The following is a 10,648-nucleotide window of genomic DNA, read 5'->3' as shown; positions in this document are numbered from 1 at the left end:
GTCCGGCGAGGCGATCGCGCGGGAGTTCGAGCGGTATCTGCGCCGGCGTGACGGCGGCCCCGGGCAGGCGCCAGGCGGGCACGCGACGGAGACCGGGAGCGGGACGGGCGAGGGTCCGGGACCGTATCTGCGCGACACGTCGGGGCCGGGTCCGGGTTCGGGCCCGGGGCGCGGGAAGCCGCCGCGGGCGCCGCGACCGGGTCCGCCGGGGCCGGAGTCGTCGGCGGGGCCGGGGCCGGAGTCAGGACCGGACAAGGGCCCGGAGCCGGGTGCCGGGCCGGACGGGAAGCCGGGGCCGGACTCAGGCCCGGCGGACGACGGGGATTCCTCGGACGACTGAACGAAGTGCGGTGGGTGGCCGGGCCGCTCGTCGCCCGTGAACGGACCGATCGCCGGCCGGACCGCGTCCGCGGTCCGGCCGGCGATCGCGTACCGACAGGCGAGTCGTGTGGGGACCGGCCGCCGGGCGGACCCGGTGAACCGATCCCGTCACCGCTCTACAGCGCGACACCGAGCAGCGCGTCGACCGTCCGGGACACCACCCCGGGCGCCCCTTCGTCCGTACCGCCCGTGGACTCCTGAAGAGCGGCCCAGCGGTCGACGGCGGCCAGTGCGGCCGGGGCGTCCAGGTCGTTCGACAGTGCCTCGCGGACCTCCTCCACCAGGTCCTGCGCGGCGGGGCCGTCGGGGCGGGACACGGCGGCACGCCAGCGCGCCAGGCGCGCCACCGCCTCGTCGAGCACCTGGTCCGTCCACTCCCAGTCGGCCCGGTAGTGGTGCGCGAGCAGCGAGAGGCGGATCGCGGCCGGGTCCACGCCCGCGCGGCGCAGGGTCGAGACGAAGACCAGATTGCCCTTGGACTTGGACATCTTCGCGCCGTCGAGGGCGACCATCCCGGCGTGCACGTACGCCTTGGCGAACGGGTACTCACCGGTCAGCGCCTGCGCGTGCGAGGCGCCCATCTCGTGGTGCGGGAAGGCGAGATCGCTGCCGCCGCCCTGTACGTCGAAGCCCATGCCGAGATGGTCGAGGGCGATGGCCACACACTCGATGTGCCAGCCGGGCCTGCCACGGCCGAGGCTGCCGCCGTCCCAGTCCGGCTCGCCCTCGCGGGCGGCCATCCAGAGCATCGGGTCGAGCGGGTTCTTCTTGCCGGGGCGCTCGGGGTCGCCGCCGCGCTCGGCGGAGAGCAGCCGCATCGCCTCCGCGTCAAGACCGGAGACCTCGCCGAAGTGCGGGTCGGCCTCGACGGAGAAGTAGACGTCGCCGTCCAGGACGTACGCGGCGCCGCTCTCGCACAGCCGCTCCACGAGCGGCACGATGCCCGGTATCGCCTCGACCGCGCCGATGTAGTGCTGCGGCGGCAGCATCCGCAGCGCCGTCATGTCCTCACGGAACAGGGCGGTCTCGCGCTCGGCGAGCCCGGTCCAGTCCTCCCCGTCGCGCGCCGCCCGCTCCAGGAGGGGGTCGTCGATGTCGGTGACGTTCTGGACGTACTGGATCTGCCGCTTGGTGTCGAGCCATACGCGCTGCACGAGGTCGAACGCGTTGTAGGTCGCCGCGTGCCCGATGTGTGTCGCGTCGTACGGCGTGATGCCGCAGACGTAGATACGGGCGACGGGTCCGGGGTCGACGGTGACGGGGCCACCGGTCGCGGTGTCGTGAATCCGGAGGTCGCGGCCCTTGCCGGGCAGGGCGGGGACGTCGGAAGCGGGCCAGGCATGCATGTCATGAGCGTAACCGGACGTTGCTTCCGGATACGAACCGGACCGGCACTGTTGTCCGGTTCGGCGCTCTTGCGTGATCCACCGGTCGATGCATGGCGGCGGCGCCCGGCCCGCCGCCGTGGCCGCCCCGTACGCCTCAGACGGGCGGCCAGGGGATCGCGGGCCACTGCCCGGACGGCTTCGGGTGGAGTCCGGTGCGGCGCAGTTCCTGGACCCGGGTGCGTACGGCGTCGGTCTCGGCCGGTGTGATCAGTTCGGCCAACCGGGTGGCGAGCGGGCTGCCTTCGGCGAGTTCGCCGGCGAGCCGGTCCAGAACGGTGACGGCCTCGGCGGACAGCGGCTCCCCCGCCCAGCCCCACAGCAGGGTGCGCAGTTTGTCGTCCACGTTGAAGGTGACGCCGTGGTCGATCGCGTACAGCCGCCCGCCCGCCTCGGGCAGCAGATGGCCGCCCTTGCGGTCGCCGTTGTTGATGACCGCGTCGAGGACCGCCAGCCGTCGCAGCCGTGGGTCGTCGGCGTGCACCAGCAGCGCGGTGCGGCCCTCGCCGACCTCGGCGAAGCCGATCGCCTTCCAGCCGTCGGCGGGCTCCTCCTCCTCGACCAGGGCGAGGAGTTGGGGCGCCGTGTCGCTGTCGTCGGCCTCGATCCACAGCTGGCACATGCCTTCGCCGTACGGTCCGTCACGCAGCACGGTCGGCGGCACCAGGCCCCAGCCGGTCGCCTCGGAGATCTCGTAGGCGGCCACCTCGCGCTGGGCGAGCGTGCCGTCGGGGAAGTCCCAGAGCGGCTGTTCCCCGGCGACGGGCTTGTAGACGCACAGCGCCTCCTCGCCCTCGTACGAGACGGCGCAGTGGAGGACCGCGTTGGACGCCTCGCGGATCCGGCCCCGTACGGTCAGTTCGCCCTTGGTGATCAGCTCCAGCGCGGTCACGCTCATGCGTCGCGGCGGTATCCGTTCTGGCGCGGGCACACGTGTCCCTCCGGGTCGAGCGGCAGACTGCACAGCGGGCACGGCGGCCGGCCCGCGTTGACCACGTCCAGGGCCCGTTTGGCGAAGGCCCTGGCCTGGGCGCCGGAGAGCCGGACGCGGAGCATCGGCGGACCGTTCTCCTCGTCCTGGAGGAGCCGTTCCTCGGCGTCGGCGAGGTCCTCGTCGGTGTCCGCGTCGAGTTCGACGAGTGCCTGGGCCTCGACGATCATGCGCTGTTCGTCGCCGTCCCAGGCCAGGGCCATGGTGCCGACCCGGAACTCCTCCTCGACGGGTGCGTCGAGCGGTGCGGCGTCGGTGACATCGGTGGGTGCCATGGCGGGCACCGGCGCGTTGCCGCCGGTACGGCGCACGACCTCGTCGAGCAGTTCATCGATCCGCTCGGCGAGCGCGGCGACCTGGGTCTTCTCCAGGGACACGCTGGTGACGCGGCCCGAGGCGGATGCCTGGAGGAAGAACGTACGGCGGCCAGGCAGCCCGACCGTACCGGCCACGAAGCGGTCCGGCGGGTCGTAGAGGAACACCTGACGGGACACGTCCTGCTCCCTTGAGAATTGACGGAATGGGCGGGCCGCGGTGCCCGGCGGGCGAACCTCCGGGGTGGCACGGACGGCCCGTCCACCCTACTGCGCGCGGCGATCACGCCGCGCCGCTGCCACCGCCCACGACGGCTTCACCGCTGGTGTCCTTCTTTCCGCCCGCGCCGTTCTCACGCGGTGTCAGGGAACCGAGGTCACCGGTGTCCCCGAGGCGCACCACGAACGGGCGCAGCCGGGTGTACCTGATGGCGGTGATCGAGCAGGGGTCGGCGTGGATCCGCTGGAAGAGGTCGAGGTGCATGCCGAGGGCGTCGGCGACCAGGGACTTGATGATGTCGCCGTGCGAGCACATCAGGAAGACGGCGTCCTCGCCGTGCTCCGCCTCGACGCGGGTGTTCCAGTCCCGTACGGCGTCCACGGCGCGTGCCTGCATGGCGCGCATCGACTCACCGCCGGGGAACGTCGCGGCCGAGGGGTGCTGCTGCACGACCGACATCAGGGGTTCGTCGGAGAGTTCGGCGAGCTTGCGCCCGGACCACTCGCCGTAGTCGCACTCGTTGATGCGGTCCTCGTGGTGCGTCTCGATGCCGGGGCGGGCGTCGGTGAGCGGCCGGATCGTCTCCAGACAGCGCTGGAGGGGGCTGCTGACGACGGCGGCGAGCGGCAGGTCCGCGAGGCGTCCGGGCAGGGCGGCGGCCTGCGCGAGGCCCTGTTCGTCCAGCGCGACGCCGGGGGTCCGGCCGGCGAGGACGCCCGAGGTGTTGGCGGTGGAGCGCCCGTGCCGTACGAGGATCAGGGTGGCCATGGCGGCCAGCCTAAAGGGTGCGGCGGCCACCCGGACGGCGGTGGGCGGACGGCCGGTGGGCGGGGAGCGGGTGCGGCAGACGTGCGTGCGAGCGCTTCGCCCGGGAAGAATGCACGGGGTGATCGTCGACCGTGCCATCTACCGCGACGGGCGCCGTACCGACGGGCCCGCCGATCTCTCCGACGCCCTCGCCGAGGCGCGGGCGTCGGACAACGCCTTTCTCTGGGTCGGGCTGCACGAGCCGACGGAGGAGGAGTTCGCCCTCGTCAGCAGTGAGTTCCGGATGCATCCGCTGGCCGTGGAGGACTCGCTCAAGGCTCATCAGCGGCCCAAGCTGGAGGTCTACGACGACTCCCTGTTCATGGTGCTGAAGCCGGTGGTGTACGACTCCGACAAGGACACCGTCACCAGCGGGGAGCTGATGATCTTCATCGGCGACTCGTTCGTGGTGACGGTCCGGCACGGCGACGGCGCGCCCCTGCACGCCGTGCGCACGCGGCTGGAGGCGGATCCGCACACGCTGCTCAAGCACGGTCCCACCGCCGTGCTCTACGCCGTGAGCGACGCGGTCGTCGACCACTACCTCGATGTCTGCGGCGAGCTCCAGGTCGACCTGGAGGAGCTGGAGACACAGGTCTTCTCACCCACCGAGGGCGGCTCGGGGAGGAACCGCGAGGCGGGCGACCAGCCGGCGGCGGAGCGGATCTACACCTTCAAGCGGCAGGTGCTGGAGTTCCGCCGGGCGGCCGGGCCACTGGCGGCGCCGATCTCGCGGCTCACGCGCTCGGGGGTGCCGTTCGTCCAGGAACGGTCGCAGCCGTTCTTCCGGGACGTGGACGACCATCTGACGCGCGTCAACGAGCAGGTGGAGGGGCTCGACCGGCTGCTCTCGGACATTCTCTCCGCCCATCTCGCGCAGATGGGCGTGCGGCAGAACGACGACATGCGCAAGATCTCGGCCTGGGCGGCGATGGCCGCGGTGCCGACGCTGCTCGCGGGGGTGTGGGGGATGAACTTCCGGCACATGCCGGAGCTGAGCCAGGTGTGGGGCTATCCGGCCGCGCTCGTCCTGATGGTGGGCGCGGTGATCTTCCTGCACCGGACCTTCAAACGCAACGGCTGGCTCTGACGCCTGGGCCCCTTGTCCGGGACCCGGGCTCAGAAGGCGGGGGCGGGGGTCGCCGGGCCGCCCAGCGCGTCACGGCGCTCCGGCATGGTGAGACTGACCATGCGCCGCCAGCCGCCCGCCCGCTCCATCGCGTACAGACCGTGGATCCCGGCGCGCAGCAGGGCCGCCTTGGGCCGGGACCAGTTGAGGACTCGGCCCATCTCGCCCATCACGGCGATGCTCACCTCGCGGTAGACCTGGATCTCGGCCTGCGCGCTCTCCCGGAGCACCCGGTGGATGGTGCGGCCGTGGCCGCGTCCCGCGAGGCGCAGCAACTCCTCGTGGCAGTACGCCAGATGGTTGTCCTCGTCGGCGCTGATGATCCGGACGGCGTTGCCGACGAGCGGGTGGTCGCCGAAGAACCTCATCAGCATGTCCATCTGGTCGGCCGCGCGCTGTTCGGTCACCCGGCTGTGCGAGAGGTAGACGACGATGTCCTCCTCGGTCAGCGGGTCGTTCCTGCGCAGCTTGTCGTGCGTGAGGCCGATGCCGCGCTGTTCGAGCAGCATCGTGTAGTCGGTGGCGGGCGGGACGTCGACCGGTTCCAGGCCGCGCCTCTTCAGGAGGGCCTGGAAGATCCGGCCGTGCTTGTCCTCGTCGGCGCCGTGCCGGGTGATCTTGGGTGCGAGATCGCGCATCCCCTCGGGCACCAAGGCGGCGATACGGCCGTTCTCCCAGCCACCCTGGGCCTCGCCGCTGGCCGCGATGGAGCAGAAGAGCCGGAAGGATTCGTCGTTGTCGAGGATTTCCTCGAACAGGCCTCGGGCCGAGAGCATCGGATGCCACCTCCATGCCGGTGTCCGCCTCGGACACCCACACAGGTGAGTCAAATGTGACATCCGGGAAGCGGCAACAGCACAGCGTCCCCACTCGGCCGATGGGAGGACGGGACGGCGCACGTCCGTACGGACGCGGGGGCGCGTAACCGGTCGGCGCCCGGGGCGTTGTCCTTCATGACGGCCGTGGCGGGGAAGACCCCCCGAGCCCCCACCACGGCCGCGGACTTCTCCGGGCCGGTCAGGTGTCTTCCCGGCACCGGGCCCACAGGCGCCTCCGGGCGCCTCAGGCGCTTCCGGGTGCCTCAGGTAACGAGGCCGGCCAGTTCCAGGGCCTCGGTGCCCGCGCGCAGGGCCGCGAGGCGGTCGTCGAGGGTGAAGCCCGCCGGGGACAGCGTCAGGGTCGTGACGCCGGCGGCGTCGTACTCCTTCATCCGGTCGGCGATCCGCTCCACCGGGCCGAGCAGGGTGGTCGAGTCGATCAGCTGGTGCGGGACGGCCGCCGCGGCGCCGTCCTTGTCGCCGGCGAGGTACTTGTCCTGGATCTCCGCCGCCTCGCGCTCGTACCCCATGCGCCCGGCCAGCTGGTTGTAGAAGTTCTGCTTACGGCTGCCCATGCCGCCCACGTACAGGGCGGTGTACGGGCGGAACATGTCCGCCAGCGCGTCGACGTCCTCGCCGAGCGCGATCGGCAGGGTCGGGCAGACGTCGAATCCGGTCATGGTCAGTCCGGCCTTCTCGCGGCCCGCGCGCAGGTGCCTCAGCGCGGTCTCCTCAAGGTGTCCGGCCGACGGGAAGATCAGCAGGGCGCCGTCGGCGATCTCGCCGGTCTGTTCGAGGTTCTTGGGGCCGATCGCGGCGATGTAGAGGGGAATGTGCTCGCGCTCGGGGTGGACGGTGAGCTTGAGCGGCTTTCCCGGGCCGCCGGGCAGCGGGAGGGTCCAGTGCTCGCCTTCGTAGGAGAGGCGTTCGCGGGACATGGCGCGGCGGACGATCTCGACGTACTCGCGGGTGCGGGACAGCGGCTTGTCGAACTTGACGCCGTACCAGCCCTCCGAGACCTGCGGTCCCGAGACGCCGAGTCCGAGGCGGAACCGGCCGCCGGACAGCGAGTCGAGCGTGGCGGCCGTCATCGCGGTCATGGCGGGCTGGCGGGCCGGGATCTGGAGGATCGCCGAGCCGATGTCGATGCTCGTGGTCTGGGCGGCGACCCAGCTCAGCACGGTGGGGACGTCGGAGCCGTACGCCTCGGCGGCCCAGCAGACGTCGTAGCCGAGCCGGTCGGCCTCCTGGGCGACGGCGAGGTTGTCGCTGTCCATGCCGGCGCCCCAGTAGCCGAGATTGATGCCGAGCCGCATAACTACTCCCTTACCGATCAGTAACGTCCCTGTGCCGGGACTCTAGCGCGTGGTCCGGCATCCGTCAGGGGCGGCATCGGGCTTCTGCCGGGGGCCGGTTGTCCACAGGCTCACTGCGGGTGGGGCTCCGGCCAGTAATCTCAGCGGTCATGGAGCAGAGGCATCTCGGCCGTACCGGCCTGCGAGTGTCCCGGATCGGGCTCGGCACGCTGACCTGGGGGCGGGACACCGACGAGCACGACGCCGCCGACCAGTTGAAGGCTTTCTGGGAGGCGGGCGGCACCCTTGTCGACACCGCCGACGTGTACGGCGGCGGGGAGGCGGAGTATCTGCTCGGGCAGCTCGTGGAAAGACTCGTGCCGCGCCGGGATCTGGTGATCGCCACCAAGGCGGGCAGTGTGCCGGATCCGTACCGGCGCTTCAACGGCTCGCGGGGGCATCTGCTCTCCGCGCTGGACGCCTCGCTGGAGCGGCTGGGCACGGACCACGTCGATCTCTGGCAGGTCCACGCGTTCGACACGGGGACACCGTTGGAGGAGACGCTCCAGGCGCTCGACATAGCCGTCAGCAGTGGCCGGGCCCGGTACGCGGGGGTGTCGAACTTCTCGGGCTGGCAGCTCGCCAAGGCGGCGACCTGGCAGCTGGCGTCGCCCGGGGTACGGACCCGGCTGGCCAGCACGCAGATGGAGTACTCGCTGCTGCAACGGGGCGTGGAGCGCGAGGTGTTGCCGGCCGCCGTCGATCTGGGCGTCGGGCTGCTGCCCTCGTCGCCGCTGGGCCGGGGGGTGCTGACGGGCAAGTACCGGTACTCGACGCCCGCCGACTCCCGTGGCGCGTCGGAGCAGTTGGCGCCGTTCGTGGAGCCGTATCTCGACGAGCCGGCGAGCCGCATCGTCGACGCGGTGATGACGGCGGCGGAGGGGCTGGCGACGACGGCGCTGGAGGTGGCGCTGGCGTGGGTCAGGGACCGGCCGGGTGTGGTCGCCCCGATCGTCGGCGCGCGCAACGCGCAGCAGCTCACGGCCGCGTTGTCAGTGGAGAGCCTTAGGCTTCCGGACGAGATCTGCCAGGCGCTCGACGATGTGTCGGCGCCCGTGCACCGCTATCCCGATCAGGACTGGAGCACGCTGTGACTGAGCCTTCCCGGGGGACGACCCCCGGTTCCCCCGCCGAGGCTTCCGCCGACGACCACGACGGCGTGGTCGCGGAGGAGGCGGTGGCGGTGGTGGCCGAGGGCGAAGGCGAGGCCGGAGCCGGGGCCGGGGCCCTGGGCGAGGCGAAGTCCGCCGAGGACGCGGCGCCGGGGCCGTCCGAGGCCGAGGAGGAGATCGCGGCGCAGCGTGAGCTGCGGGCCCGGATCGCGCGGCGCAAGGCCGAGAAGGAGGGCCCCATCCCGGCGGGCGCCAAGCTGAGCGGGCAGGCGGCGGATCTGCTCGCCGCCGTACGGGCCATGGAGAGCGGCCAGGCGGCCCCGCCGGCGCCGGTGGCCGCCCCCGTACCGGCCCAGGACCGCCCCCGGGCTCCCGAGCCCGCGCGGGGCGCCGCCGTGGCCGCCACGACCGCTCCGGAGGCCCTGGCGGCCGTCGGGGACGTGCTCGCCGAGGGCGGCGCGCCGCGGACGCTGGCCGCACAGGTCACGGCCGCGCTCGGGGAGCAGGCCGGTGACGCCCTGCGGGAGGATCCGTGGCTGCTGCTGTCCGTCCCCGGGGTGCAGCCCGAGCAGGCCGACGGTTTCGCCCGCGCGCTGCTCGGCGACGGGTGCGGTCCCGGTGACGAGCGGCGGGCGGCGGCTCTCGTGGGCTGGCTGCTGGAGCGCGCCGCCGTACGGGGCAACACCGCGCTCGCGTACCCGCAGGCGCGGGCCGCGCTGGCGGAGCGGTCGGTGCCCGATCCCGACGAGGCGCTGCGGCACGCCGTCGCGGAGGGCGCGGTGCTGATGTTCCAGGACGGCGCCGCGGACGCCGAGGGGGGTACGGAGGACGAGGAGGGCGCCGCGGACGGTCCGGCCGTGCCGGTCCTGCTCGGTCTGGACCGGTACGCGCTCGCCGAGGAGAGCCTGGCCGACGGTCTGGCCCGGCTGGTGAAGACCGCCCAGGAGGCGTCCTGGGACGAGGCCGCCGCGCAGGCGCCGTCGCCCTCGGCGGGCGAGCTGATCCGCGCGGTCGCCGGACACGGTCTGGTGCTCCACACCGGCGGTGAGGCCGCGCGCGCCGAGCCGGTGGCCCTGGCGGAGGCCGCGCGCACGCTGGGCCTGCGGCCGGTCGTGGCGGCGCACAGCGAGAACGGCCGACGACGGGTGGGCGCGGGCGCCGTGACCGTCGCGGGGCTGCTGTCCGGCGCGGAGGGGCCGGGGCGGGACGCGGACGGCGCGCTGGATCTCGACCTCCTGGTCGTCCTGGACGCGCCCCAGCTCGACGTGGAGACGGCGACGGTGCTGGTGGAGTCGCTGCCCGACGCCGCGCGGCTGGTCCTCAGCGGCGACCCCGGGGTGCTGTGGTCGGCGGGCGCGGGCCGGGTCTTCGCGGACCTGCTGGCGGCCCGGGTGTGCCCGCAGATCGCCTCACGGACGCCGGACCCCGGTCCGCTCGGCGAGCTGGTCTCCGGCATCGGCATCGGTGAGCTGAACCAGGTCGACGCGCCGGACAAGGAGGTCGTGATCGTGCCCGTACGGGACGCGGGCGAGGCCGTGCACCGTACGGTCCAGCTCGTCGCCGACTCGGTGCCGCGCGCGATCGGTGTGCCGTCCGGACAGACGCAGGTGATCACGGTGGGGCACGGCGGCGCGGTGGGCACGCGCGCGCTGAACGCGGCGCTCAAGGAGCGGCTGAACCCCGGGCCCGGCCGGTTCGGCGGTTTCGACCCGGACGACCGGGTCGCCTATGTGCCCGCGCCGGGCCGGGCGGTGCTGGCCGCGGTGGTGTCGGCGGACGCGGAGGGCCTGCGGCTGGACTGCGACGGGGTGCCGGTGGTGGTGCCCAGGGAGCTGGTCGACTCGGTCGTACGGCACGGCTGGGCGCTCACCGCGCATCAGGCGGCGGGGATGCGCTGGCCGGCCGCGGTCGTGGTGCTGCCCGGCGACGCGGCGCAGGGGCTGAACCGCCCCTGGGTGTACACGGCCTTCAGCCGGGGCGAGCGTCATCTCTCCGTGGTCCACGGCGTGGACCAGGCACTCGCCCAGGCGGTGACGGGAGTCCCCGCGACCGACCGGACGACCCGGCTCCGCTCCCTCCTGGAGGGCCTGCTCACACCCGCGGTGTGACCCGAACGGGCTAGGGCGTGTCCGCAAA

The 10,648-nt window shown here is 73.1% G+C and carries 9 protein-coding genes and 1 pseudogene; 4 read left to right on the top strand and 6 right to left on the bottom strand.

Annotated elements, in window-relative coordinates:
• A pseudogene (locus tag BHU15_RS38725) lies at positions 1 to 340 on the top strand (PAC2 family protein); the annotation flags it as partial.
• A gap of 157 nt (positions 341 to 497) precedes the next feature.
• Here BHU15_RS38725 and mshC read toward each other — a convergent pair.
• The 4 genes from mshC to BHU15_RS30395 form a co-directional block, all read right to left on the bottom strand.
• Complete coding sequence (mshC, locus tag BHU15_RS30410; RefSeq protein WP_069630099.1) at positions 498 to 1,727, bottom strand: cysteine--1-D-myo-inosityl 2-amino-2-deoxy-alpha-D-glucopyranoside ligase; 1,230 nt, start codon at positions 1,725 to 1,727, stop codon at positions 498 to 500.
• A 136-nt stretch (positions 1,728 to 1,863) separates the two neighbouring features.
• Entirely contained in the window at positions 1,864 to 2,697 is an 834-nt protein-coding gene (locus BHU15_RS30405; RefSeq protein ID WP_079128474.1) for an SCO1664 family protein, read from the bottom strand.
• Positions 2,661 to 3,251 carry a DUF3090 domain-containing protein gene (locus tag BHU15_RS30400; RefSeq protein WP_023542782.1) on the bottom strand — a complete coding sequence of 197 codons (591 nt, stop codon included), beginning with the start codon at positions 3,249 to 3,251 and terminating at the stop codon, positions 2,661 to 2,663. The genes BHU15_RS30405 and BHU15_RS30400 overlap by 37 nt, the downstream gene beginning before the upstream one ends.
• 103 nt (positions 3,252 to 3,354) lie before the next feature.
• Positions 3,355 to 4,059, bottom strand: coding sequence for a histidine phosphatase family protein (locus BHU15_RS30395; RefSeq protein ID WP_069630097.1), 705 nt, complete (start codon positions 4,057 to 4,059; stop codon positions 3,355 to 3,357).
• Between the two features lie 109 nt (positions 4,060 to 4,168).
• On the opposite strand from BHU15_RS30395, the gene BHU15_RS30390 reads away from it, so the two are divergent.
• The gene (locus BHU15_RS30390; RefSeq protein ID WP_069630096.1) at positions 4,169 to 5,188 is read left to right on the top strand and encodes a magnesium and cobalt transport protein CorA; all 1,020 of its coding nucleotides are present in this window, start codon (positions 4,169 to 4,171) and stop codon (positions 5,186 to 5,188) included.
• Positions 5,189 to 5,217: 29 nt separating this feature from the next.
• Here the strand turns inward: BHU15_RS30390 and BHU15_RS30385 are convergent, their stop codons facing one another.
• A complete protein-coding gene (locus BHU15_RS30385; RefSeq protein WP_069630095.1) occupies positions 5,218 to 6,003 on the bottom strand; it encodes a hypothetical protein in 786 nt (261 codons plus the stop codon).
• A 305-nt stretch (positions 6,004 to 6,308) separates the two neighbouring features.
• Positions 6,309 to 7,361: an LLM class F420-dependent oxidoreductase gene (locus BHU15_RS30380; protein WP_069630094.1), complete on the bottom strand. Its 1,053-nt coding sequence runs from the start codon at positions 7,359 to 7,361 to the stop codon at positions 6,309 to 6,311.
• A gap of 149 nt (positions 7,362 to 7,510) precedes the next feature.
• Between BHU15_RS30380 and BHU15_RS30375 the strand changes: the two genes are divergently transcribed.
• Positions 7,511 to 8,494 carry an aldo/keto reductase gene (locus tag BHU15_RS30375; protein ID WP_069630093.1) on the top strand — a complete coding sequence of 328 codons (984 nt, stop codon included), beginning with the start codon at positions 7,511 to 7,513 and terminating at the stop codon, positions 8,492 to 8,494.
• Positions 8,479 to 10,620 (top strand): helix-hairpin-helix domain-containing protein, encoded by a 2,142-nt coding sequence (locus BHU15_RS30370; RefSeq protein ID WP_438284994.1) that lies wholly within the window; start codon positions 8,479 to 8,481, stop codon positions 10,618 to 10,620. Before BHU15_RS30375 ends, BHU15_RS30370 begins: the two co-directional genes overlap by 16 nt.
• Positions 10,621 to 10,648 lie beyond the last annotated feature (28 nt).

It is taken from the genome of Streptomyces niveus (assembly GCF_001723055.1).
Taxonomy (GTDB): Bacteria; Actinomycetota; Actinomycetes; order Streptomycetales; family Streptomycetaceae; genus Streptomyces; species Streptomyces niveus.
Note: the sequence above shows the minus strand (reverse complement) of the source record. Positions and strands in the feature narration are given on the sequence as shown.

Excerpts from the sequence above, each read along its gene's own strand:
- mshC (WP_069630099.1), bottom strand. The coding sequence starts at position 1,727 with ATGCATGCCTGGCCCGCTTCCGACGTCCCCGCCCTGCCCGGCAAGGGC.
- BHU15_RS30395 (WP_069630097.1), bottom strand. The coding sequence starts at position 4,059 with ATGGCCACCCTGATCCTCGTACGGCACGGGCGCTCCACCGCCAACACC.
- BHU15_RS30390 (WP_069630096.1), top strand. The coding sequence starts at position 4,169 with ATGCACGGGGTGATCGTCGACCGTGCCATCTACCGCGACGGGCGCCGT.
- BHU15_RS30385 (WP_069630095.1), bottom strand. The coding sequence starts at position 6,003 with ATGCTCTCGGCCCGAGGCCTGTTCGAGGAAATCCTCGACAACGACGAA.
- BHU15_RS30380 (WP_069630094.1), bottom strand. The coding sequence starts at position 7,361 with ATGCGGCTCGGCATCAATCTCGGCTACTGGGGCGCCGGCATGGACAGC.
- BHU15_RS30375 (WP_069630093.1), top strand. The coding sequence starts at position 7,511 with ATGGAGCAGAGGCATCTCGGCCGTACCGGCCTGCGAGTGTCCCGGATC.